Here is a 24,509-nt window from a genome sequence, read left to right as displayed (position 1 = left end):
ATTAGCTCTTGTAGTTACGAGTCTGTACCTTGATAGCTTCGTATACCAACGGTTCCTTGTACAATACCGGAGCCTTATCGTCGCTTCCCTGGTATTCCCAGCAAGCTACATAGAAGAAGTTTTCGTCATCACGTTTTGCTTCGCCTTCTTCTGTCTGGTACTCTTCACGGAAGTGACCACCGCAAGATTCGTTACGGTTCAAAGCATCGTAAGCAATCAGTTCACCCATGGTGATAAAGTCATTCAGACGGATAGCCTTATCCAACTCAACGTTCAAACCTTCCTTAGAACCCGGGATGAACAGTTCTGTTTCGAATTCCTTACGGACTTCTTTCAGTTTAGCCAAACCAGTCTTCAAACCTTCAGCAGTACGGCCCATACCTACATATTCCCACATGATACGGCCCAATTCCTTGTGGATAGAATCTACAGACTTCTTACCCTTGATGTTCATCAGGTGGTCAATCTTAGCCTGAACAGCTTTTTCTGCTTCTGCGAATTCAGGCAGGTCAGTAGAGAAGCGAGGAACAGTAATCTGGTCAGCCAGATAGTTCTGGATAGTATAAGGCAATACGAAGTAACCGTCGGCCAATCCCTGCATCAATGCAGAAGCACCCAGACGGTTAGCACCGTGGTCAGAGAAGTTACATTCACCGATAGCGAACAGACCCTTGATAGAAGTCTGGAGTTCGTAGTCAACCCAGATACCACCCATTGTATAGTGGATAGCCGGATAAATCATCATCGGGTTGTAATATTTCACGCCGTTGATTTCCTTAGCCAGTTCACCCGGATTCACGTCAGTGATTTCTTCGTACATATCGAACAAGTTACCGTAACGCTGGCGAACGACATCGATACCCAGACGTTCGATACTTTCAGAGAAGTCAAGAAATACAGCCAGACCTGTGTTGTTTACACCGAAGCCATGGTCGCAACGTTCCTTAGCGGCACGTGAAGCAACGTCACGCGGAACCAGGTTACCGAATGCCGGATAACGGCGTTCCAGATAGTAGTCACGGTCTTCTTCCGGAATATCGCTACCCTTCTTGGTTCCAGCCTGCAAAGCTTTTGCATCTTCCAGTTTCTTCGGAACCCAGATACGACCATCGTTACGCAGAGATTCAGACATCAAAGTCAACTTAGACTGCTTGTCACCGTGTACCGGGATACAAGTCGGGTGAATCTGTACGTAAGCCGGGTTAGCGAACCATGCACCTTTACGGTAGCAAGCCATAGCAGCTGTACAGTTACAAGCCATAGCGTTGGTTGACAGGAAGTAAGCGTTACCATAACCACCGGTAGCGATAACTACGGCGTGAGCGGCAAAACGTTCCAGTTTACCAGTTACCAGGTTCTTGGCGATGATACCACGTGCACGACCGTCTACGATAACGATGTCTTCCATTTCGTAACGAGTGTACAACTTAACAGTACCTGCACCTACCTGACGGCTCAATGCTGAATAAGCACCCAGCAACAGCTGCTGACCGGTCTGACCTTTAGCGTAGAATGTACGAGATACCTGAGCACCACCGAATGAACGGTTAGCCAATGTACCACCGTATTCACGGGCGAAAGGAACACCCTGTGCTACGCACTGGTCGATAATATTGTTTGATACTTCAGCCAGACGGTAAACGTTAGCTTCACGGGCACGGTAGTCACCACCCTTTACAGTATCATAGAAAAGACGATAGATAGAGTCACCATCGTTCTGGTAGTTCTTTGCAGCGTTGATACCACCCTGTGCAGCGATAGAGTGAGCACGACGCGGAGAATCCTGAATACAGAAGTTGAATACACGGAATCCCATTTCACCCAAAGAAGCAGCAGCAGAAGCACCTGCCAATCCTGTACCTACAACGATGATGTCCAGACGGCGTTTGTTAGCCGGGTTAACCAATTTCTGGTGAGCTTTATAGTTGGTCCATTTCTCAGCTATCGGGCCTTCAGGAATCTTAGAATCGATTATCTTAGTCATAATGTTTTCAATTTTAATCAGTTACACGTTAATTAGCAAGCACCGCATCCCATCAAATTCTTGCAGAAGAAAACTACAGCTACCAGAGCAAAGCCCAATACGATAATAGTAGCATAGATGTTAGAGATGCATTTCCAACGGTTGATCCAAATGGTGTTGTTCCAACCCAAAGTCTGCATAGAACTCCAGAAACCGTGAGTCAAGTGGAACCACAAAGCAGCCAACCATACCAGATACAGCACAAAGAATACCGGACTTGCAAAAGTCTGCATGATATAACCGTAACCGTCAGCAGCATGAAGACCTCCCATCATCGGATTGCCGACGATTTCAGCGAACTGCATTTTGTACCAGAAGTTGTAGAAGTGCAGGGCCAGACCCAAGATAACGATCACACCCAGAGCCAACATGTTCTGTGAAGCCCATTCTACGTTTTTAGGACGCGTGTTGACAGCATAACGTTCGTTACCGCGAGCGGCACGGTTCTGAATTGTCAACCAGAAAGCGTAAATGATGTGAATAACAAACAAGGCAGCCAGACCCACTGTAGCAACCAGTGCGTACCAGTTAGCACCCAGGAATTCACAAACCATGTTGTAACCTTCCGCAGAGAAAAGCGCAACAAGGTTCATCGCCATGTGAAATGTCAGAAACAGGACAAGGGCGATACCTGTTACACTCATCACCACTTTCCTTCCAATAGATGAATTACTTAACCACATAAATGATTGATTTTAAATTATTTAATTGTTTAAACTAAAAAATTCGTCGGTTCACACGTATTTACGGAAACAAAATTAGAAGTTTTCCTCAGAAATCACAAGGAATTAAGGAAATAATTCTTTATTAGCGGGGCAGAAATACGTATTTTTTTGAGCGTTTTTCCCGTTATTTCAGTCAATTAGATACAGAAGCCGCCTTTCCGGAATCTTTTCATTCCGAAAAGGCGGCCTCTCTGCAAACCGGACAACAATCCGCTACTCTCTCCGCGGAAAGTTCAACCCGGGTTGTGAAAGCAGTTCAAGCGCTTTCTGCATGCTGTCGCTCAATGTATTGATGACCTGATAATATTCACTCATATCCCACAGATCACGGGCTATCAATGCCTTCATCTGGGTTTTCAACAACGGAAGGGCTGTCTGGTATTCTTCTTCCTTGAACTCGATGTTCATACCCTTTCCCAACTCGATCAGCTCCTGGAGCATCGGTTCCGTAATCTCGAATTTCCGGTTGAAATTGTCGAAATTCTTGTATTCCTTCAGCCATTCGTTCCGATGGCGGTCAATCAGCTTGATGTTATAGTTCACAATCGCGCCCTTATCACGCAAAGCCAAATAATAATCGGTATAATACGTCGTATCGATCGGCACGAAATAATCGGGCATGATACCTCCTCCACCGTATACGGTCCGTCCCAGTTTCTTGGTCTTGAACTTCAGAGAATCAGGAAAGTGAATGCTGTCTGCACTGACCATTTCACCCCGATTATAGCGATCAATCAAGTCCTTGTTATACTGCTCGATACTCTCGTACGGCTTCTGGATGCAGCGGCCGGAAGGCGTATAATAACGGGCTACGGTCAGACGGATCATCGAACCGTCAGGCAGGTCAATCGGACGCTGTACCAGTCCTTTACCAAAAGTACGACGACCTACTACGATGCCACGGTCCCAATCTTGGACTGCTCCTGTCACAATCTCACTGGCGGAAGCGGAATATTCGTCAACCAGCACAACCAACCGTCCGTTCTGGAAAGCGCCGTCGCCTTTGGCTTCGAATTCCGAACGCGGATTCCGGCGGCCTTCGGTATAGACAATCAATTCCTTACGCCCCAGCAACTGGTCGCACAGGTCGATAGCCGCATTCAGGTAACCTCCACCGTTTCCCTGCAAGTCGAGTATCAGGTCCTTCATCCCTTTCTTCTGGAGCTTCTTCAACGCCTCCATGAATTCATCGCCGGTAGTTGCCGCAAAACGGTTGATGCGGATATAACCCACCGAAGAATTGACCATATAGGCAGCATCCAGACTATATACCGGAATCTTGTCACGGGTAATCGTAAACGGAAGCAATCCGGCAGTTCCCTGGCGCTGTATCTTGACAGTTACTTTCGACCCCTTCGGTCCCCGCAGGCGACGCATCACATCGTCGGTAGACATCTTCACTCCGGCAATTACGGTATCGTTCACTTCGATGATACGGTCTCCTGCCAGAATACCTACCTTTTCAGACGGTCCGCCGGAAACAGGCTGAATGACAAACAGCGTATCCGTAGCCATGTTGAACTGGATACCGATTCCCTCAAAATTTCCTTGCAACGGCTCATTCAGCTTCTTCACCTCTTCCGGATTGGAATAAGTGGAATGCGGGTCCAGTTTCTCCAGCATACTGATAATGGCGGTCTCTACTATTTCGCCTTCATCCACCTTGTCTACGTACAGGTTGGAAATGGCAAACTCGGCCAACTGGAGTTTCCGTGCCGGCGAGTCCAACAACTTATTCTGTGCCCACGAAGCACCTGTCCACAAGGCAAGCGCTCCCAACAGCATCAGTATTCTTTTCTGCATATTCTCTCTGATTTTAAACGAACTACACTCAAATCTTCATTCCTTCGGGCAGGAAGGCAGATACGTCCTTACCATACTGCAACAGTTCACGGACAATGGTAGAGCTGATGGAAGTCAGTTCCGGCTCGGTAAACAGCAGAATGGTTTCAACCCCCGCCAGTTTCCGGTTGATGTCGGCAATGGTCTCTTCGTACTCGAAATCGTGTACCGTACGGATCCCCCGGATAATGAAACCGGCTCCCCGTTCACGGGCAAAATCGACGGTCAGTCCGGAGTAAGCTTCCACGCTGATACGCGGCTCATCGGCATACAGGGCGCGTATCATCTCTACCCTGCGCTCGGTAGGAAACCAGGTACGCTTGCTGTCATTTACACCGATTCCGATAATTATTTCATCCATGAATGTCAAGGCACGTTTCACCACAGAAAAATGTCCGATAGTAAACGGATCGAACGTGCCGGGAAATATCGCTTTCTTCATTTTCTTCTTATCAATCTACAATGTCTTCTTCTACCACCAGGTTATCGATAATGAAGTTCTGACGCTCCATGGTATTCTTTCCCATGTAGAACTCCAGCAATTCTTTTACAGCATCCGTCTTACGCAGGGTCACCTGTTCCAGACGCATGTCCTTACCGATAAAATGGCGGAACTCATCGGGAGAAATCTCTCCCAAACCTTTAAAACGGGTAATCTCCGGATTCGGAGACAACTTCTCGATGGCTGCCACCCGTTCTTCTTCCGAGTAGCAATAAATGGTCTCGTACACTCCCTTCTTCCGGTTCCGCACACGGAACAGTGGAGTCTGCAGGATATAGACGTGCCCCTTCTTGATCAAATCCGGGAAGAACTGCAGGAAGAAGGTTATCATCAGCAGCCGGATATGCATACCGTCTACATCGGCATCCGTCGCTACAATCACCTTATTATATCTAAGCCCGTCCAGTCCGTCCTCGATGTTCAAGGCTGCCTGAAGCAGGTTGAACTCCTCGTTTTCGTACACCACCTTCTTGGTCAGTCCGAAAGAATTCAACGGCTTACCACGCAGACTGAATACCGCCTGGGTATTGACATCACGACTCTTGGTGATGGAACCGCTGGCCGAATCTCCCTCAGTAATGAAGATGGAACTCTCCAGACGCGGGTCGTTTTCATCGTCTTCTTTCTTTCCACCTTTCACATCGTTCAAGTGTATCCGGCAATCACGCAGTTTCCGGTTGTGCAGGTTGGCTTTCTTGGCCCGTTCGCGGGCTATCTTGGTTACACCGGCAATGGCCTTCCGTTCCTTCTCGGATTCCTGGATCTTCTGAAGCAGGACTTCGGCAATATCGGCATGTTTATGCAGGTAATTGTCCACATTCTCCTTGATGAAATCGCCGACAAACTTGTTGACACTGATACCCGACAACGGATACGGATTTCCATCGGAATCTTTCTCCGGCGCCATGGTCAGTGAACCCAGCTTAATCTTAGTCTGACTTTCGAAAGTCGGCTCAATCACATTGATGGCAATAGCTGCCACCAGTCCGTTACGGATATCCTGAAACTCCAGGTTCTTGCCGTAAAACTCCTTGATGGTACGGGCGATGTGTTCCTTGAAGGCACTCTGGTGTGTACCCCCCTGCGTAGTATGCTGACCGTTTACAAACGAATAGTATTCTTCTCCGTATTGTGAACTGTGGGTAAAAGCGATTTCGATGTCTTCGCCGGTAAGGTGTACTATCGGATACAATCCCGGCGCCGTCATGTTATCGTTCAACAAATCCTCCAGACCGTTGCGGCTGATAATCCGATGACCGTTGTAGTAGATGGCCAATCCGGTATTCAGATACGTATAGTTACGCAGCATGGTCTCGATGAATTCGGGACGGAAATGATAATTCAGGAACAAGGTAGCATCCGGTTCGAAGAAGATATAGGTACCGTTCTCCTCCGTCGTAGCTTGTGTGGTATCGCTTACCAAATCACCTTTCTGAAAAATTGCCTCACGCATCTGTCCGTCCCGCACACTCCGGGCAATGAAACGGCTACTCAACGCATTCACAGCCTTTGCACCGACACCGTTCAGTCCGACACTCTTCTTGAAAGCCTTGGTATCGTACTTACCTCCCGTATTCAACATGGACACGGCATCTACCAGACTTCCCAACGGAATACCCCGGCCATAGTCGCGTACGGAAACCCGCAGATTATCCTCCATCTGGATGTCAATCCGCTTACCCGCTCCCATCTTGAATTCGTCGATGCTGTTGTCGATGACTTCCTTCAGCAAGACATAGATTCCGTCCTCCGCCTGTGAACCGTCGCCCAACCGGCCGATATACATACCCGGACGGGTACGCACGTGCTCCATATCGCTCAAATGGCGGATGTTCTCTTCGGTATATGAAACCGGATTCTGTGGCTGTGAATTTATTTCTTCCATCATGATTTATATGCTTTTTAAACCGGGTTTAATCCGTTTTTAAAATACCTTCTTGAATGCACGGCGACGTTTATGCAGAACCGATTCAAAAGCAGACCACTGAGCCTGGACTTTCTTGTTCAATTCCAGTTCCGGATTGCTCTCTCCATACTCGAATCCCATCTGCTGATAGACCGGAACCAAATCATAGAACAACAGTGCATTGACACCCTTGCTCTGATATTCAGGCTTCACACCTACCAGCAACAGGTCGAGCACCTTCGGCTTCTTGATGAACAGCGCTTTTACCAAGTGATACCAACCGAAAGGAAACATCTTACCCTTCGCTTTCTGAAGAGCTTCTGACAAGGACGGCATGGAAATACCGACTGCCACCAGTTCGCCGGCTTCGTCCTCCACCAATGACACCATCCGCAGGTCAATCAAAGGCAGATACATCTTGATGTACTGGTCTATCTGACGCTGAGTCATCTGCGAATATCCGTATAACGGCGCGTATGCTTCATTGATCAAGTCGAAAATACGCTGGCCGTAATTCTTTTCTTTCAGCTCCTTGCGGTTCAGCTTTTTGATTTTCAATTTATATTTCTGTAGAATAATCTCGGAGATACGCACAAACTTCTCCGGGAGCTTATCGGGTACAGTCAGTTTGAATTCCACCCAATCGGCTTCTTTTTCCAATCCCAGGCGCTGCATGTGTTCCGGATAATACGGGTAGTTGTAGATAGTCGCCATTGTTCCCAACTGGTCGAATCCCTCCACCAGCATACCTTCGGCATCCATATCGGTAAAACCCAACGGACCCACCATGGCTTCCATGCCCCGTTCCTTTCCCCATTTTTCCACAGTATCCAGCAAAGCCTTCGATACTTCCAAATCATCGATGAAATCAATCCATCCGAAACGGACCTCCTTCTTGTTCCAGGTTTCATTGGCACGTCTGTTGATGATGGCTGCCACACGGCCCACTACCTTATTATCTTTGTATGCCAGAAAATAATCTGCTTCGCAGAACTCGAAGGCAGCATTCTTCTGAGGGCTGAAGGTATTCAGCATGTCATCGTACAAATCGGGTACCGAATAAGCATTGTCTTTATATAACTCGTAATTAAAGCGGATAAAGGTTTTCAGTTCTTTTTTGTCGCTAACCTTTTTAATTCTAATGGCCATTGTTCTATAAACATGAGATTTCAAGCGGTAAAGATACACTTTTTCTGTGAAGAGTCCTGCCTTTTTCCCGAATTTCATTTCCAACCTGCTGATTATTGCCCCAATAGCACTTCGACTAAGACGCACAAAATCAGAAGAAGTAGCCGAGAAGTCTGTCCATTCTCTCCCTTCTCTAATGAACACCCAAGAAACATATCCCCTAAACCTACACCGACATATATAATAAGGTGTAAAAAACAGCGACTGATTAGCCCATAAAAAACAAACGTTTGTTTTACCTAAAACAAACTCACGCAGGTATTCAAACGAACGTTCGTTTGAATGAAAACAAACGTTTGTTTGGAACACCGTAAGGGTTATTCCGATAGTTGTTAGGGGGAATCAACAGAAATTAACATTTCAATGCTATTTCAAAGGTCAAGATTAGCGCAATCAGAATGTCATTTTATTCGAAACGCAGCGGAAAACAAAACAGAAAGACACACAATATACATATCTAAAAACTTAAAGAAAGCAATCAGCCTACGAATACAAAACTTCCGAGCGCATCCAAGTGCTTTCAGAATCCAATGGAGAGAAATTCTCCATCCGCTGGCCACGGTTTTTAGATTCTCAGCGTTTCACTTTCCACCAGTCGGACGGTAAGGCCAAAACCATTTCTACGACTTGTGCGTAGTTCTTGTGCCCTTCTGAAATTTTATTCCCTTTCAGGAACCAGTCATACATTTTTCGTTGAACAGCTCCCACCAACGGACTGTACCGCTCTCCCCAATACTTGCTTTTCTCTTCCCACTGACCGAGAACCTCGGGACGGATGGTTGCCAGAAAATCTCGATAATCGGATTCCGACAAAACAGAAGCGGCATTCACTGCTACGTAAGGCAACAGGCCGAAATATCCGGAATAGCGCACAGCAGGCGATGCGGAACGGATGCATAGCTGATAAGCCCAGAAATTTGCTTCCGCTTCATTGCTTACTCCCAACAGATGGGCGTATTCATGAATATAGGTAAACGGATACTGCACCGGAAGCAATTCAGCATTCAGTTGCGATTCGGCGAAAAAAGGCCCCATGTACCCCAATACTCCGACACCGGAATAAAGGGAATTAAACAAGACCCGTTTGGGATGTTGCCAATCGCGGGGATTACTCAATCCGAAACGAGACGGAACCTGTGCATACAATGCTTTCATTTCATGCTCCAGTGAATCGGCCGAAAAGTGTACCGAAGGAAGGTAAGAAGCATTGAGGCTATCTGCATACATCGTCAGAAAATCCCGGAACTGCTGTTCATCGTATGCCACTCTTTCGGTCTGGGAGCGCCGGAAGAAATCCTGCCGATAATAGTTATTGCCCCAACCAAGATAGAACCAGCCATACACTGCCAACAACACCTCGATTTCCCGACGGATAATTGTCCGGCCTTTCTCCCGCTTCCGGATGTGGGCATATAAGGGATAACCCAACAACCAAAGAACTACCGTAACCACCCAAATCTCTTCCAACGAAAAAGGGAAAAGACTGGCGACAGCAGACAGGCCAGCAGCAAGTGTCGGATAAAGACAAGTGGCATAGCCTTCGCCCCAGCCGGGAATCCACCGGCAACCCAACACATACAACAAGCAAACGGCCAGCAATGTCCATCGGATTTTACGGAAAGTAGTTCTTTTCATACGCGCAAAGGTAGAGGTTTTTACCGAACATGCTTCAACCAAACCGGAAAATCTATACTTTTGCGAAAGAAACAATTTGTCACACTTTTAAAACGATTCACACATGGTTCTGAACTATATCTGGATTGCCTTCTTCGTCATTGCTTTCGTGGTCGCCCTGGTCCGTCTGGTATTTTGGGGAGACCTGGAAGTTTTTCCTGCCATCATCAATTCGACGTTCGACTCGTCTAAGACCGCTTTCGACATTTCGTTGGGATTGACAGGTATCTTGTCACTCTGGCTCGGCATCATGAAAATCGGCGAACAGGGAGGAGTCATCAACCTGTTCTCACGGATATTGGGCCCGCTCTTCAGCAAGCTCTTCCCGGATATCCCCAAAGGACATCCTGTCACCGGCAGCATCTTCATGAATCTTGCCGCCAACATGCTGGGGCTGGACAACGCCGCGACTCCACTTGGACTGAAAGCCATGGAGGGTCTGCAGGAACTGAATCCACGGAAAGACACGGCAAGCAATCCGATGATCATGTTCCTTGTATTGAATACCTCCAGCCTTACGCTGATTCCTATCAGCATCATGGTGTACCGGGCGCAGTTGGGAGCGGCACAACCGACCGACGTCTTTGTCCCGATTCTGCTGGCGACTTTCTTTTCGACCCTGGCCGGTATCATCACGGTCAGCCTCTACCAACGCATCAATCTGCTCAACCGGACCATCCTGCTGTTCCTGGGAGGAACCAGCCTGCTTATCGGCGGTATCATCTATTTCTTCACTACCTTGGGCCGGGCACAGATAGACGCCTACTCTACCACCTTTGCCAATGTCTTCCTGTTCGTCATCATCATCGGATTTATCCTGGCGGGTGTACGGAAAAAAATCAATGTCTACAACGCCTTCGTCGACGGAGCGAAAGAAGGGTTTCAGACCGCCGTCCGCATCATTCCGTACCTGGTTGCCATTTTGGTATCCATCGGCGTTTTCCGCGCTTCCGGCAGTATGGATTTTCTGATTCAGGGAATCTCGTCCCTTATCGACTGGTGCGGAATCGACAACCAGTTCGTAGGCGCCCTTCCTACCGCACTGATGAAACCCCTGAGCGGAAGCGGAGCCCGTGGACTGATGGTAGATGCCATGAGCACGTATGGAGCAGATTCATTCGTCGGACGGTTGGCCTGCATTATCCAAGGCTCCACCGATACTACATTCTATATACTGGCCGTCTATTTCGGCAGTGTGGGAATCACCAAAACCCGCCATGCCGTTCCTTGCGGACTCCTGTCCGATTTAGCCGGAATTCTGGCAGCCATTTTCATCTGTTATCTATTCTTTAATTAAACATACCGCTATGATTAGTTACTACACCGAAGGAGTTGAAATGCCCCCTATCCAGCAAAGTGAAATTACGGCTTGGGTAAAAGCCGTAGCCGGGACATACGACAAACGAGTGGGCGAAATTGCCTACATCTTCTGCTCTGACGAAAAGATTCTAGAAGTAAACCGCCAGTATCTGCAACACGATTATTACACCGACATCATCACGTTCGACTACTGTCAGGGAAACCGCATTGCGGGCGACCTGTTCATCAGTCTGGACACGATACGTACCAATGCCGAACAGTTCCAGGCTCCTTACGAAACCGAACTCCACCGGGTCATCATCCACGGCATCCTGCACCTTTGCGGCATCAACGACAAAGGACCGGGTGAACGTGAAATCATGGAAGCAGCCGAGAACAAAGCACTCGACCTGCTGACTCAAATGAGAGCCGGAACCGCCCCGACAGACTAAGTCATCAGACTTCAGGAAACGGAATTCAACCCTCGTCCTCTACCAGGCACAGACAACCAACAAGGATAAGGTTTTACCAAGCATAGCCCTTATGGAACTGTCTGTGCCTGGTTTGTTTTTTCCTTTGCTACCCTTTAAGTACTTTTTGCCAAAGCGGCTCTAAGAAGCCATGAATTTTTCGTATTTTTGCAGACGAGATAAATACGAATCAACAGTCGTTGCCAGTTGTCCGACACGAAGCGGTACGCCGCCTCCTGTCAACCGGTTCCAACCCGGCGAGCAGACAACTTGACGAATCAGCGTAAAACAAACTAATCAATGGAATTCAAGTACGACGTAATTGTAATCGGTGCCGGTCATGCAGGTTGCGAAGCTGCCGCCGCGGCTGCCAACCTGGGTTCAAAGACTTGTCTCATCACCATGGACATGAACAAGATTGCCCAGATGAGCTGTAACCCGGCAGTCGGTGGTATCGCCAAAGGACAAATCGTAAGAGAAATTGATGCCTTGGGCGGATACATGGGTCTGGTAACCGACCGGACCGCCATCCAGTTCCGCATGCTGAACCGTTCGAAAGGTCCGGCCATGTGGAGTCCGCGTGCCCAATGCGACCGTGGCAAATTCATCTGGGCCTGGCGTGAAATCTTAGAGAATATCCCGAACCTCCATATCTGGCAGGACACCGTAGAAGAACTGATTATCGAGAACGGAGAAGTAACGGGACTCATCACCTGTTGGGGAGTCACCTTCCGCGCCAAATGTATCGTCCTTACCGCAGGAACATTCCTGAACGGTCTGATGCATATCGGGCACAAGATGCTGGCCGGAGGACGCTGTGCGGAACCCGCCTCCTATCACCTGACCGAATCCATCACCCGCCACGGAATCACCGCTGGCCGGATGAAGACCGGAACCCCGGTGCGCATCGATGCCCGGAGCGTACATTTCGATCTGATGGAGACACAGGACGGAGAAAACGATTTCCACCGTTTTTCCTTCATCAGCGAACCGCGCCAATTGAAACAGCTCCAGTGCTGGACCTGCTTTACCAACGAAGAAGTCCACGAAGTTCTTCGGAGCGGACTGGCGGATTCTCCCCTTTTCAACGGACAAATCCAGAGCATCGGTCCCCGTTACTGCCCGAGCATCGAAACCAAAATCGTTACCTTCCCCGACAAGCCCCAGCACCAGCTCTTCCTCGAACCGGAAGGCGAAACGACCCGGGAACTTTACCTGAACGGATTCTCGTCCTCCCTCCCGATGGACATCCAGATTGAGGCCCTGAAGAAGATTCCTTGCTTCCGCGATCTGGTCATCTATCGTCCGGGATATGCCATCGAATACGATTACTTCGATCCGACCCAACTGAAGCACACCCTCGAATCGAAGGTAGTGAAGAACCTGTTCTTTGCCGGACAGGTGAACGGTACGACCGGTTACGAGGAAGCCGGTGGCCAGGGTATCATTGCCGGTATCAATGCCCACATCAATTGCCACGGCGGAGAACCTTTCGTACTGGGAAGAGACGAAGCCTACATCGGTGTCCTGATTGATGACCTTGTAACGAAAGGTGTGGACGAACCTTACCGCATGTTCACCTCCCGTGCCGAATACCGGATTCTGCTCCGTCAGGATGATGCCGACATGCGTCTGACCGAACGCGCCTATCAGCTCGGTCTGGTAAAGCAAAACCGCTACGATTGGCTCTGCCGGAAACGGGAAGAGATAAACCGTATCGTCGAATTTGCGAAGACTTATTCCATCAAGGCCGATAAGATAAACGATGCCCTGGAAAGTCTGGGTACTGCCCGACTCACCCACGGATGCAAGCTGATTGAACTCATCAGCCGTCCGCAGATTACCATCGAGAACATCGCTCCGCACGTGCCGGCATTCCAACACCTCCTCGAACAGATAGAAGTCCGCAAGGACGAAATCATCGAGGCAGCCGAAGTACTCATCAAGTACAAAGGCTACATCGACCGCGAACGGATGATAGCCGACAAGATTCACCGGTTGGAGTCTATCCGCATCAAAGGCAAGTTCGACTACATGAGCCTTCAGTCACTCTCTACCGAAGCCCGACAGAAGCTCATCAAGATTGACCCCGAAACCTTAGCCCAGGCCAGCCGCATTCCCGGTATCTCGCCGAGCGACATCAACGTACTACTGGTACTACTGGGACGTTAACCCGCGAGTGTTTCACGTGAAACAACTAGTTTAAGGAAAACTTATAAAAAACTGAATATGAATAAGGAAACATTAAAGAAAAACTTGAGAGAAATACCCGATTTTCCAATCCCTGGAATTCTGTTCTACGATGTAACTACCCTCTTCAAAAATCCAGCCTGTCTACAGGAAATGATAGACAGTCTGTATGAGCTATACAAGGACAAAGGCATCACCAAGGTAGTAGGTATCGAGTCCAGAGGGTTCATCTTGGGAGGCGCATTGGCTGCCCGCCTGGGAGCCGGTTTCATCATGGCCCGCAAACCGGGTAAGCTTCCGGCAGAAGTTCTGGAAGAGACCTACGCCAAGGAGTACGGAACAGACACCATTCAGATTCATAAGGATGCCATCAACGAAAACGACGTGGTTCTGCTACACGACGATTTGCTGGCAACCGGAGGTACGATGGCCGCTACCCTCCGATTGGTCAATAAAGCCGGAGCCAAGAAAGCTTACGTCAACTTCGTTATCGAGCTGGAAAAGCTAAACGGACGGAAAGCATTCCCAGCCGATGTAGACATCACTACATTCTTGAAACTGTAAGATACAAGGCTTCGGAACCTACCGGAGCGTTAACGAATCAGCACAGGTTACATGCCAGCTAGAGTGCAACAGGCACATCCACGAATGAGCGACATGTAACCTGTTTCTTTTACCACCCTGCCAACGAACAAAGCCTAGCGATATGGAGAAAAAGGAAGAACTGGGAACGAATGAATACTTACGAGGAATTGTCCTGAACCTGCCCGAAAGTCCGGGAATCTACCAATACCTGAATCAGGAGGGGACCATTATCTACGTGGGAAAAGCAAAGAATCTGAAGCGGCGTGTCTACTCCTATTTTTCGAAAGAACACCAGTCCGCCAAGACACGGATTCTGGTAAGCAAGATTGCAGACATCCGATACATCGTCGTAAATACAGAAGAAGACGCGCTGCTGTTGGAGAACAACCTCATCAAGAAATACAAGCCTCGCTACAATGTCTTGCTGAAAGATGACAAGACCTACCCTTCCATCTGCATAAGCAACGAGTATTTCCCGCGTGTCTTCAAGACGCGGAAGATTATCCGCAACGGGTCTACCTACTTCGGTCCCTACAGCCACATACCATCCATGGTGGCCGTACTGGAACTGATCAAAAAGCTCTATGCCATCCGTACCTGTACACTGGCATTGACTCCCGAGAATATTCAGGCAAACAAGTTTAAGGTCTGCCTGGAATACCACATCAAGAACTGCAAGGCTCCCTGCATCGGACTCCAGTCTCACGAAGCATACATGAAGGACATCGCCCAGATTAAAGAGATTCTGAAGGGAAATACGCAAAGCATCAGTCAGGCTTTGAAGAAAGAGATGATGTCTTTGGCCGGAGAGTTGAAATTCGAAGAAGCACAGAAGTTGAAAGAGAAATATGAGTTAATAGAGAACTACCGTTCCAAGAGTGAAATCGTAAGTTCCGTGCTCCACAACATCGACGTTTTCGCCATCGAGACAGATGAACATTCGGCATACATCAATTACCTTCATATCACAAACGGAAGCATCAATCAAGCTTTCACCTTCGAATATAAAATCCGTATGAACGAATCCAAAGAAGAGCTCCTGCAATTGGGAATTGCAGAGATGAGGGAACGCTATCAAAGTACCTCGAAAGAAATTATCATCCCCTTCGAACTGGATATGGAGATGAAAGATGTTACCTTTACCATTCCCCAACGGGGAGACAAGAAACACCTGCTTGAGCTATCCATCATGAACGTCAAACAGTACAAGGTAGACCGGTTGAAACAGGCGGAAAAGCTGAATCCGGAACAACGGAGTGTCCGCCTGATGAAGGAAATCCAAGAGCAGTTACACATCGACCGCCTACCAGTCCACATCGAATGTTTCGATAACTCGAACATACAAGGGTCCGATGCGGTGGCCGCTTGCGTCGTGTTCAAAAAGGCAAAGCCCAGCAAAAAGGATTATCGGAAATACATCATCAAGACGGTAGAAGGACCGGACGATTATGCGTCCATGCAGGAAGTAGTTCGCCGCCGGTACAACCGCATACTCGAAGAACAGGGAGAACTGCCCGACCTGATTCTGACCGATGGAGGAAAAGGACAGATGGAAGTTGTCCGACAAGTCATCGAAGACGAGTTGCACCTGAATATTCCGATTGTGGGATTGGCCAAGAACAACCGTCATAAGACTTCGGAGGTACTTTACGGATTCCCCCCTGTAGTACTCGGTATCAAGCAAGGGACTCCCCTGTTCCACCTGCTGGAAAATATACAGGATGAAGTGCACCGTTTTGCCATTACGTTCCATCGGGACAAACGGAGCAAGAGTCAGGTAGCTTCCGCCCTCGACCACATCAAAGGTATAGGAGAAAAGCGGAAAACAGCCCTGCTCAAAACCTTCAAGAGTGTTGCCCGTATCAAACAGGCGAGCCTGGAAGAAATAGCCGCCGTTGTGGGTGAAGCTGCCGCTAAAAGCATCAAAGAATCGCTGCAATGAAACGGCGAACCAAGATATTTCGTACTTTTGTAGAAACAGAACGAACCAAATCATCATGAGAATAGTTATCCAACGTGTAAGCCATGCATCCGTCACCATCGACGGTGTATGCAAATCAGCCATCCAGGCAGGCTTCCTGATTCTGGTCGGAATCGAAGAAGCCGATACGCAGGAAGACGCCGACTGGCTCTGTAAGAAAGTAATCGGACTCCGTGTATTCGACGACGAACAGGGAGTCATGAACCGCTCCATCCTGGATGTAGGAGGAGAAATCTTAGTCATCAGTCAATTCACCTTAATGGCTTCGACCAAGAAAGGGAACCGCCCGTCATACATCCGGGCAGCCCGCCACGAAACAGCCATCCCGCTTTATGAATACTTCTGCAACGAACTGAGCATCGCTCTAGGCAAGCAGGTAGGAACAGGAGAATTCGGGGCAGACATGAAGGTGGAGCTCTTGAACAACGGACCGGTGACCATCTGTATAGACTCAAAAAACAAGGAATGATATGACACTGGAAGAAGCTCAAAAGACCGTAGACAACTGGATAAAGACCTACGGAGTCCGCTACTTCAGCGAACTGACGAACATGGCCGTATTAACCGAAGAAGTCGGTGAACTTGCCCGCATCATGGCACGCACTTACGGCGACCAATCCTTCAAAGAAGGCGAAAAGCACGACCTGGCCGACGAAATGGCCGATGTACTTTGGGTACTGATCTGCCTGGCCAACCAGACCGGTGTAGACCTGACCGAAGCCTTCCGGAAGAACCTGGAGAAAAAAACCTCGAGAGATAAAGACAGACATAAGAACAACCCCAAATTATAACGTATATGAAACATCTTTCAGACGACGAATACCTGTACGGTAACGAAGCGGAACAACAGCAGGAAGCGTATGAAAACCCGAGTATTGACGAAACTTTGGACGAAACAGACAACTTCGAATACGAAGATAAAGAACACCTGCACCAGCCCAGTAAATATGACATAGCTTTGGGCAAGTACAATACCGAATTAAACGATGCAGAAGTAGCCAAACAAACCGCTCAGTTGCTGGAAAAACATCTGGATGAAAACAACACGGCCGAGGTAAAGAAATTCCTTTTCAATTGCATTGATCTGACAACCTTGAAATGCACCGATAGCGAAGAAAGTGTCATGAAGTTCACCGAACGGGTGAATGATTTTGTCGATGCATACCCCGACCTGAAGAACGTGGCAGCCATCTGTGTCTATCCGAATATGGCAGAAATTGTGAATGACACTTTAGAGGCAGACGACGTAAAGATAGCCTGTGTATCGGGCGGATTCCCTTCCTCACAGACTTTCACCGAGGTGAAAGTAGCCGAAACAGCCATGGCTCTCCATACAGGCGCAGACGAGATTGATATTGTCATTCCGGTAGGAAAATTCCTCAGCAATGACTACGAAGGCATGTGCGATGAAATTGAAGAGTTAAAGGAAGTATGTGGTGAAAAGCACCTGAAAGTAATCTTGGAAACTGGAGCACTGGGCAGCGCTTCCAACATCAAGAAGGCCTCTATCCTATCCATGTATTCCGGAGCAGATTTCATCAAGACTTCCACCGGAAAAGAACGGGTTTCCGCTACACCGGAGGCTGCCTTCGTCATGTGTAAGGCCATCAAGGAATACTTCCTGGAAACCGGGCGGAAAGTAGGATTCAAGCCGGCCGGGGGTATCAATACCGTCAAGGATGCACTGGTCTATTATACCATCGTAAAAGAAGTGTTAGGCAAAGAATGGCTGAACAACGAACTGTTCCGTTTGGGGACAAGCCGTCTGGCCAACCTCCTGCTTTCTGAAATCGTAGGAAGCGAAACCAAGTTCTTCTGATAACCGTACCAGTCTCTCCCCCGTTCCACCCAGAATCCGGGAAAGACAAGGGATATGAAAAGTTTGAAAGGCTGCCTCCCCTTACCGGGAAAGCAGCCTTTCAAATTATCTGATTGCGCTAGAAAGCACGAAAAATTTACTTGTTCCGCTCAATGACGTAATTGATGTAAGTCGTCAGTGCCGTACGGTATTGCTCCTCGGTAGAGGCAGGAAGCAAAGCCAAAGCCCGCTCGCGGTAATCGTACATGACTCGTTCCGCATAGTCAATCCCGCCCTCGCGTTTAATCAATTCTACAAACAAGGCTATCTCTTCTTTCGAAGCTTCCAATTTGCGAATCCGTAGTCCCAGTTCACGGATTTCCTCCGTTCCAAGTTTATTGATGACATACAAGGCCGGCAAGGTCAGCTTGCCTTCTACCATATCATTACCGGTAGGTTTACCCAATTCCGCATTCTCGAAATAATCGAAGATATCGTCTTTTATCTGGAAAGCGATACCAATCATCTCGCCGAAAAGAGCAGCCTGACGTACCGCCTCCTCGGATGCATGTACGGAGATAGCCCCACTTTCCGCACTGGCCGTAAACAACGCGGCGGTCTTCTTACGGATGACATTGAAATAAACTTCCTCGGAGAACTCCTGGTTCGATGTATTGGCCAACTGGATAATCTCCCCTTCGGCCAACTCCTGTCCCAAACGGGCTACCAGGTCTACCAATTCTATCATACCGGTATAAGCCGCATGCCTCAGACTCGTAGCCAGCATATAGTCGCCTACCAAGACCGAAACCTTGTTATTATATACCGCATTTACCGACGACTGTCCTCTACGTTTATCACTCTCATCTACCACATCATCGTGAACCAGACTCGCTGTATGCAGCAATTCAAGTGAAAGTGCAGCATGTAGTGTGGCATCATTCAAGACACCGTACAGCTTTGCCATGAGCATCACCAGAATGGGACGCATCATCTTTCCGTTCCGCTTCTTGATATAAGCGAGTACCTCATTCAGCAACGGATCGGAGCTCTGTAAGGAAGAATCGAAAAGCTGTCTGAAAGCTTCCAGTTCCTTTTCTATAGGCCGAGTGATTAATTCTATTTTATCCATCTACATATATTTGCTGCACAAAAGTAATAATAAAAGAGCGAATACGACATTTTTTTGTATATTTACATGAAAAAACTTAATATTTTTACACGAATGCAGAAATTATTTCTACTGGATGCGTATGCATTGATTTATCGTGCCTACTACGCCCTTATCAAGAATCCCCGCATCAATTCGAAAGGTTTCAACACATCTGCCATCCTGGGATTCGTCAATACCCTGGAAGAAGTGTTGAAGAAAGAAAATCCCACGCATATCGGCATCGCCTTCGACCCCGCCGGACCGACCTTCCGCCACGAGGCCTACGAACAATACAAAGCCCAGCGGGAAGAGACACCGGAAGTCATCCGGTTGTCTGTACCTATCATCAAGGACATCATCCGCGCCTACAATATTCCGATTCTGGAAGTACCGGGTTACGAAGCAGACGATGTCATCGGTACACTGGCTACCCTGGCCGGAAAGAAACAGATACCTACCTATATGATGACACCGGACAAAGACTATGGCCAGCTGGTTTCCGACTGTGTATTCATGTACCGTCCCAAATACGGTGACAAAGAATTCGAAGTTATGGGTGTAGAAGAAGTGAAAGCCAAGTTCTCGATTGCATCCCCCTTGCAGGTCATCGATATGCTGGGACTGATGGGCGACTCGGCCGATAACATTCCGGGGTGCCCGGGAGTAGGAGAAAAAACAGCTCAGAAACTGATTGCCGAATTCGGCAGCATCGAGAACCTGCTGGAACATACCGACCAGTTGAAGGGAGCCATCCGTACAAAGGTTGAGACCAACCGCGAACAAATCTGCTTCTCCAAATTTTTGGCCACTATCAAGACCGATGTTCCCATCGAACTGGATTTGGACGCACTGAAGCGGGAAAGCCCCAATGAGAGTGAACTCCGTAAAATTTTCGAAGAACTGGAGTTCCGTACCCTCTTGGAAAGGGTTTTCAAAACCGAGAAGAAACCGGAAGCCAAAGGTCCCGCCATGCAAGGCGATCTCTTTGGATTTTTTACGGACGGTCCCACAGAAGAAACCAAAAATTCAAATCTCACAAGGCTTGAAGACTTGAAATACGACTATCAATTACTTGATAATGAAGAGAAAATAGCCGAATTTATTCAAAACATCCTTACAAAGGAAATTTTCAGTCTAGATACAGAGACCACCGGAACCGACCCAATCACCGCAGAACTGGTGGGCATGAGCTTCAGCTATGCCGAAAATCAGGCCGTTTACATTCCAGTTCCTAAAGACCGTGAAGAAACGCAAAAAATAGTAAATCTCCTCAAACCAGTCTTCGAAAATGAGCATGCGGTCAAAGTAGGTCAGAACATCAAATACGATATGCTGGTACTGTCCAATTACGGAGTGCAGATAAAAGGAAAGTTGTTTGATACCATGATTGCCCACTATGTACTCCAACCCGAATTACGGCACAACATGGACTACCTGGCGGAAATCTACCTGAAGTACCAGACCATCCACATCGACGAGCTGATCGGTCCGAAAGGAAAAGGTCAGAAGAACATGCGCGACCTCTCTCCTACCGAAGTCTACAAGTATGCCTGCGAGGATGCCGATGTCACCCTCAAGCTAAAGGCTCTGCTGGAAAAGGAAATGCAGGAAAGCGGGGTGACCGAACTCTTCGAACAGATTGAAATGCCACTGGTACCCGTGCTCGCCTACATGGAACGGAACGGTGTCCGCATCGATACCGAAGCGCTGAAAGAAAGCTCCAGACATTTCACAGCCCGGATGCAGCAGATTGAAACGGAAGTCCATCAGCTGGCGGGTGTGGAATTCAACATCGCCTCACCCAAACAGGTAGGCGAAGTCCTGTTCGACCGGTTGAAAATTGTAGAAAAACCGAAAAAGACCAAAACCGGACAATACATCACTTCGGAAGAAGTATTGGAAAGCCTGAAAGGCAAACATGAAATCGTCGGAAAGATTCTGGAGCACCGAGGACTGAAGAAGTTACTGGGTACTTACATCGATGCCCTCCCCCAACTGATTAATCCGGCCACCGGACACATCCATACTTCATTCAACCAGACCGTCACGGCTACCGGACGCCTCAGTTCCAGCAACCCGAACCTGCAGAACATCCCCATCCGCAACGAGGACGGAAAAGAAATCCGAAAGGCCTTCATCCCGGATGACGGATGCGAGTTCTTCTCGGTCGACTATTCGCAGATAGAACTTCGTATCATGGCTCATCTGAGCGGAGACCCGCACATGATTGAAGCTTTCCAGAAAGAGCAGGATATCCATGCGGCTACCGCTGCTAAAATATATAAGGAAGAACTGTCGGAAGTAACCCGCGAACAACGCAGCAAGGCCAAGACTGCCAACTTCGGTATCATCTACGGTATCTCTGTCTTCGGACTGGCCGAACGGCTGAACGTAGACCGTAAAGAAGCGAAGGAACTCATAGACGGATACTTCAGCAATTATCCGGACGTGAAACGGTACATGGACGAAAGTATCCAGGTAGCCCGCGAGAAAGGCTACATCGAGACTATCTTCAACCGGAAACGTTACCTTCCGGATATCAACTCACGGAATGCGGTCGTCAGAGGATATGCCGAACGGAATGCCATCAACGCACCGATTCAAGGAAGTGCAGCCGACATTATCAAAGTAGCCATGGTCCGCATCTACAAACGCTTCATGGAAGAAGGTATCCGTTCGAAGATGATTCTCCAGGTACACGACGAACTAAACTTCAGCGTACTGCCCGAAGAAAAAGAAAAAGTACAACAAATCGTTATCAGCGAAATGGAGGGTGCTTACAAAATGAAAGTTCCTTTGAGAGCTGACTGCGGTTGGGGTCAAAATTGGCTGGAAGCACATTAATCCGACCGAACTGTTAAAGAGTCTTTATTCTGTGACATTTTGAAACTAATTCACATTTTTTTCACCAAAAGATAACCAACATACAAAAGTTTGACGTATCTTTGCATCGTCAAAAAGAACAAAATGTAATTTAAACCTTAAAATATCACAGATATGAAAACTTTCAACTTGATTAAAATCACATTGGTAGCAGCAATCGCATGGATGACTAACGTTACAATTTCTGCAGCAACTTTAGACAACAATCTTATCTATAATGCAGAAGAAGTAAACGGCGTAAAAGTTTCCGAAACTGTATACAAGATGGACGGAACCACACTAACCAACTACATGAAATATAACTACAAGTACAATGACAACCAGCAGATGACTGAAAACATGTCTCAGAAATGGAACAGCAGCAAGGAACGCTGGGAAAACGATTTGTGCATCCGTTATATTTATGATAATAAGAGTGTTACAACCGAATACTACAAATGGGACAGCAAGAAGAAAGACTTTGTACTGATTCCGGAGATGACCGTTACCATGGATAAATAAACAGCATACATAATAGATGCATCATAAATAACTCTCTTTTATTTTCCAAGAGGCACCCCGTGAGGGATGCCTCTTTTTTATTTTCCCTTCTCGGGCACATATCCGACCTGACTTCTCTCCTTCCACTGCCTCAACCAAGGGATTTTGCTTACAATTTATAACTTTCCCCCTTATCCGCTACAGAAAACCTACGCAGAAACCTGCTTCTGATTCCCGAAGATTTCGCTTTTCTTTAAGAGACCCGAAGAAAAAGGTTACAAAATGAAAGAAACTCTCCTCCATACTGAGGATAGAAAGACTACAAACCTGCCAGTATTTCCTCGATACATGTTCCAACAAGTTTCAGGACCGGTTCCTCCTCCAAGACCGGCGGCGGGAAAGAGTAATCCTGACAATGTTTTGATTATGTCTGATAAATGAGTAACTTTGCCCCGATAAAAAGGCAGAAGCCAAATGCCTCAAAAGAAGGTTCTTGTTACCTCTCGCTTTGGCAACTACCTTTATCTTCTGAATAAAAGCGATTTTAATAGGAAATAACAATATATTATGGCTTTACAATGTGGTATTGTCGGTTTGCCGAACGTCGGAAAATCGACTCTTTTCAATTGCTTATCGAATGCTAAGGCTCAAGCAGCCAACTTCCCCTTCTGTACCATCGAACCGAATGTGGGTGTCATTACCGTACCCGATGAACGTCTGAACAAACTGGCAGCTCTGGTTGACCCGGACCGCATCGTACCTACTACGGTAGAAATCGTAGACATCGCCGGTCTGGTAAAAGGTGCCAGCAAGGGTGAAGGACTGGGCAACAAGTTCCTGGCCAATATCCGTGAAACAGATGCTATCCTGCACGTACTCCGTTGCTTCGACGACGAAAACGTGACACACGTAGACGGTGATGTGAATCCGGTACGCGACAAGGAAATCATTGATACAGAACTTCAGCTGAAAGACCTGGAAACCATCGAAAGCCGCATCCAGAAAGTGCAGAAACAGGCTCAGACCGGTGGCGACAAGGTAGCCAAACAGACTTATGAAGTCCTGGTGAAATACAAAGAGGCTTTGGAACAGGGTAAATCAGCCCGTACCGTACAGTTCGAGAGCAAGGACGAACAGAAAATCGCACACGATCTGTTCCTGCTGACTTCCAAACCAGTCATGTACGTCTGCAACGTAGACGAAGCCAGCGCCGTAAACGGTAACAAGTACGTAGAACAGGTACGCGAGGCTGTAAAGGACGAAGGAGCCGAAATCCTGATTGTAGCCGCCAAGACCGAAGCCGACATCGCCGAACTGGAAACGTACGAAGACCGTCAGATGTTCCTGCAGGAAATCGGCCTGGAAGAATCAGGTGTAAGCCGTCTGATTCGTGCCGCCTATAAGCTGCTGAACCTGGAAACCTACTTCACTGCCGGCAAGATGGAAGTACGTGCCTGGACTTTCCACAAAGGCTGGAAAGCTCCGCAGTGTGCCGGTGTTATTCACACCGATTTCGAAAAAGGATTCATCCGTGCCGAAGTCATCAAATACGATGATTTCATCCAGTACGGTTCCGAAGCCGCTGTACGCGAAGCCGGTAAACTGAACGTAGAAGGCAAGGAATACGTGGTAGAAGACGGAGACATCATGCACTTCCGCTTCAACGTATAAGCCCTGCTTATCCTGCATATTCCGGAGAACACCTCAACCGTGTCCTTCCGCCATTCATAACACACAGGGAAACAAACGGATGACATCTTCCTTCAAGGATAGAACGGCCTTTGTTTCTCTGTGTTTACCGTTAACCCCA

The 24,509-nt window shown here is 47.9% G+C and carries 19 protein-coding genes; 11 read left to right on the top strand and 8 right to left on the bottom strand.

All coding sequences use genetic code 11. The features are described from left to right. Position 1: 1 nt before the first annotated feature. From C510_RS0111585 to C510_RS0111555, 7 genes are all read right to left on the bottom strand, one after another. Positions 2–1,984 carry a fumarate reductase/succinate dehydrogenase flavoprotein subunit gene (locus tag C510_RS0111585; protein WP_018711509.1) on the bottom strand — a complete coding sequence of 661 codons (1,983 nt, stop codon included), beginning with the start codon at positions 1,982–1,984 and terminating at the stop codon, positions 2–4. 32 nt (positions 1,985–2,016) lie between these two features. Beyond that, positions 2,017–2,706, bottom strand: a complete 690-nt coding sequence (locus tag C510_RS0111580) for a fumarate reductase (protein ID WP_025892601.1) — start codon at positions 2,704–2,706, stop codon at positions 2,017–2,019. A 255-nt stretch (positions 2,707–2,961) separates the two neighbouring features. Then, positions 2,962–4,533 carry a S41 family peptidase gene (locus tag C510_RS0111575; protein WP_018711507.1) on the bottom strand — a complete coding sequence of 524 codons (1,572 nt, stop codon included), beginning with the start codon at positions 4,531–4,533 and terminating at the stop codon, positions 2,962–2,964. 46 nt (positions 4,534–4,579) lie between these two features. Further along, a complete protein-coding gene (coaD, locus tag C510_RS0111570; protein ID WP_018711506.1) occupies positions 4,580–5,032 on the bottom strand; it encodes a pantetheine-phosphate adenylyltransferase in 453 nt (150 codons plus the stop codon). Between the two features lie 10 nt (positions 5,033–5,042). Beyond that, complete coding sequence (locus C510_RS0111565) at positions 5,043–6,977, bottom strand: DNA topoisomerase IV subunit B (protein ID WP_025892605.1); 1,935 nt, start codon at positions 6,975–6,977, stop codon at positions 5,043–5,045. A gap of 39 nt (positions 6,978–7,016) precedes the next feature. Next, positions 7,017–8,147: a hypothetical protein gene (locus C510_RS0111560; RefSeq protein WP_026320206.1), complete on the bottom strand. Its 1,131-nt coding sequence runs from the start codon at positions 8,145–8,147 to the stop codon at positions 7,017–7,019. 612 nt (positions 8,148–8,759) lie between these two features. Beyond that, positions 8,760–9,821, bottom strand: a complete 1,062-nt coding sequence (locus C510_RS0111555; RefSeq protein WP_025892606.1) for a DUF3810 domain-containing protein — start codon at positions 9,819–9,821, stop codon at positions 8,760–8,762. Between the two features lie 103 nt (positions 9,822–9,924). Between C510_RS0111555 and C510_RS0111550 the strand changes: the two genes are divergently transcribed. The 8 genes from C510_RS0111550 to deoC all read left to right on the top strand — a co-directional run bounded on the left by C510_RS0111550 (position 9,925) and on the right by deoC (position 18,204). Next, complete coding sequence (locus C510_RS0111550; protein ID WP_018711502.1) at positions 9,925–11,157, top strand: nucleoside recognition domain-containing protein; 1,233 nt, start codon at positions 9,925–9,927, stop codon at positions 11,155–11,157. Between the two features lie 10 nt (positions 11,158–11,167). After that, positions 11,168–11,611, top strand: a complete 444-nt coding sequence (gene ybeY / locus C510_RS0111545; protein ID WP_018711501.1) for an rRNA maturation RNase YbeY — start codon at positions 11,168–11,170, stop codon at positions 11,609–11,611. Positions 11,612–11,929: 318 nt separating this feature from the next. Next, the gene (gene mnmG, locus C510_RS0111540; RefSeq protein WP_018711500.1) at positions 11,930–13,801 is read left to right on the top strand and encodes a tRNA uridine-5-carboxymethylaminomethyl(34) synthesis enzyme MnmG; all 1,872 of its coding nucleotides are present in this window, start codon (positions 11,930–11,932) and stop codon (positions 13,799–13,801) included. A 57-nt stretch (positions 13,802–13,858) separates the two neighbouring features. Next, a complete protein-coding gene (locus C510_RS0111535) occupies positions 13,859–14,383 on the top strand; it encodes an adenine phosphoribosyltransferase (protein ID WP_018711499.1) in 525 nt (174 codons plus the stop codon). 142 nt (positions 14,384–14,525) lie between these two features. Beyond that, a complete protein-coding gene (uvrC, locus tag C510_RS0111530) occupies positions 14,526–16,346 on the top strand; it encodes an excinuclease ABC subunit UvrC (protein WP_018711498.1) in 1,821 nt (606 codons plus the stop codon). 55 nt (positions 16,347–16,401) lie between these two features. After that, positions 16,402–16,854 (top strand): D-aminoacyl-tRNA deacylase, encoded by a 453-nt coding sequence (gene dtd / locus C510_RS0111525; RefSeq protein ID WP_018711497.1) that lies wholly within the window; start codon positions 16,402–16,404, stop codon positions 16,852–16,854. 1 nt (position 16,855) lies between these two features. After that, entirely contained in the window at positions 16,856–17,176 is a 321-nt protein-coding gene (locus C510_RS0111520; RefSeq protein WP_018711496.1) for a nucleotide pyrophosphohydrolase, read from the top strand. 5 nt (positions 17,177–17,181) lie between these two features. Then, complete coding sequence (gene deoC, locus C510_RS0111515; RefSeq protein WP_018711495.1) at positions 17,182–18,204, top strand: deoxyribose-phosphate aldolase; 1,023 nt, start codon at positions 17,182–17,184, stop codon at positions 18,202–18,204. 136 nt (positions 18,205–18,340) lie between these two features. Here the strand turns inward: deoC and C510_RS0111510 are convergent, their stop codons facing one another. Next, entirely contained in the window at positions 18,341–19,315 is a 975-nt protein-coding gene (locus C510_RS0111510; protein ID WP_018711494.1) for a polyprenyl synthetase family protein, read from the bottom strand. 93 nt (positions 19,316–19,408) lie between these two features. Between C510_RS0111510 and polA the strand changes: the two genes are divergently transcribed. The 3 genes from polA to ychF all read left to right on the top strand — a co-directional run bounded on the left by polA (position 19,409) and on the right by ychF (position 24,370). Next, complete coding sequence (polA, locus tag C510_RS0111505) at positions 19,409–22,180, top strand: DNA polymerase I (protein WP_018711493.1); 2,772 nt, start codon at positions 19,409–19,411, stop codon at positions 22,178–22,180. A gap of 153 nt (positions 22,181–22,333) precedes the next feature. Beyond that, the gene (locus tag C510_RS0111500; RefSeq protein ID WP_018711492.1) at positions 22,334–22,720 is read left to right on the top strand and encodes a DUF3836 domain-containing protein; all 387 of its coding nucleotides are present in this window, start codon (positions 22,334–22,336) and stop codon (positions 22,718–22,720) included. Positions 22,721–23,266: 546 nt separating this feature from the next. Beyond that, complete coding sequence (gene ychF / locus C510_RS0111490) at positions 23,267–24,370, top strand: redox-regulated ATPase YchF (protein ID WP_018711490.1); 1,104 nt, start codon at positions 23,267–23,269, stop codon at positions 24,368–24,370. Positions 24,371–24,509: the final 139 nt, after the last annotated feature.

The sequence above is a fragment of the Phocaeicola barnesiae DSM 18169 = JCM 13652 genome (assembly GCF_000374585.1).
Taxonomy (GTDB): Bacteria; Bacteroidota; Bacteroidia; order Bacteroidales; family Bacteroidaceae; genus Phocaeicola; species Phocaeicola barnesiae.
This window is presented reverse-complemented; position numbering and strand designations above follow the sequence as displayed.

Excerpts from the sequence above, each read along its gene's own strand:
- C510_RS0111580 (WP_025892601.1), bottom strand. The coding sequence starts at position 2,706 with ATGTGGTTAAGTAATTCATCTATTGGAAGGAAAGTGGTGATGAGTGTA.
- C510_RS0111550 (WP_018711502.1), top strand. The coding sequence starts at position 9,925 with ATGGTTCTGAACTATATCTGGATTGCCTTCTTCGTCATTGCTTTCGTG.
- dtd (WP_018711497.1), top strand. The coding sequence starts at position 16,402 with ATGAGAATAGTTATCCAACGTGTAAGCCATGCATCCGTCACCATCGAC.
- C510_RS0111500 (WP_018711492.1), top strand. The coding sequence starts at position 22,334 with ATGAAAACTTTCAACTTGATTAAAATCACATTGGTAGCAGCAATCGCA.
- C510_RS0111560 (WP_026320206.1), bottom strand. The coding sequence starts at position 8,147 with ATGGCCATTAGAATTAAAAAGGTTAGCGACAAAAAAGAACTGAAAACC.
- C510_RS0111585 (WP_018711509.1), bottom strand. The coding sequence starts at position 1,984 with ATGACTAAGATAATCGATTCTAAGATTCCTGAAGGCCCGATAGCTGAG.
- C510_RS0111575 (WP_018711507.1), bottom strand. The coding sequence starts at position 4,533 with ATGCTGTTGGGAGCGCTTGCCTTGTGGACAGGTGCTTCGTGGGCACAG.
- C510_RS0111510 (WP_018711494.1), bottom strand. The coding sequence starts at position 19,315 with ATGGATAAAATAGAATTAATCACTCGGCCTATAGAAAAGGAACTGGAA.
- C510_RS0111535 (WP_018711499.1), top strand. The coding sequence starts at position 13,859 with ATGAATAAGGAAACATTAAAGAAAAACTTGAGAGAAATACCCGATTTT.
- uvrC (WP_018711498.1), top strand. The coding sequence starts at position 14,526 with ATGGAGAAAAAGGAAGAACTGGGAACGAATGAATACTTACGAGGAATT.
- coaD (WP_018711506.1), bottom strand. The coding sequence starts at position 5,032 with ATGAAGAAAGCGATATTTCCCGGCACGTTCGATCCGTTTACTATCGGA.
- deoC (WP_018711495.1), top strand. The coding sequence starts at position 17,182 with ATGAAACATCTTTCAGACGACGAATACCTGTACGGTAACGAAGCGGAA.
- ychF (WP_018711490.1), top strand. The coding sequence starts at position 23,267 with ATGGCTTTACAATGTGGTATTGTCGGTTTGCCGAACGTCGGAAAATCG.
- mnmG (WP_018711500.1), top strand. The coding sequence starts at position 11,930 with ATGGAATTCAAGTACGACGTAATTGTAATCGGTGCCGGTCATGCAGGT.
- C510_RS0111565 (WP_025892605.1), bottom strand. The coding sequence starts at position 6,977 with ATGGAAGAAATAAATTCACAGCCACAGAATCCGGTTTCATATACCGAA.
- C510_RS0111555 (WP_025892606.1), bottom strand. The coding sequence starts at position 9,821 with ATGAAAAGAACTACTTTCCGTAAAATCCGATGGACATTGCTGGCCGTT.
- C510_RS0111520 (WP_018711496.1), top strand. The coding sequence starts at position 16,856 with ATGACACTGGAAGAAGCTCAAAAGACCGTAGACAACTGGATAAAGACC.
- polA (WP_018711493.1), top strand. The coding sequence starts at position 19,409 with ATGCAGAAATTATTTCTACTGGATGCGTATGCATTGATTTATCGTGCC.
- ybeY (WP_018711501.1), top strand. The coding sequence starts at position 11,168 with ATGATTAGTTACTACACCGAAGGAGTTGAAATGCCCCCTATCCAGCAA.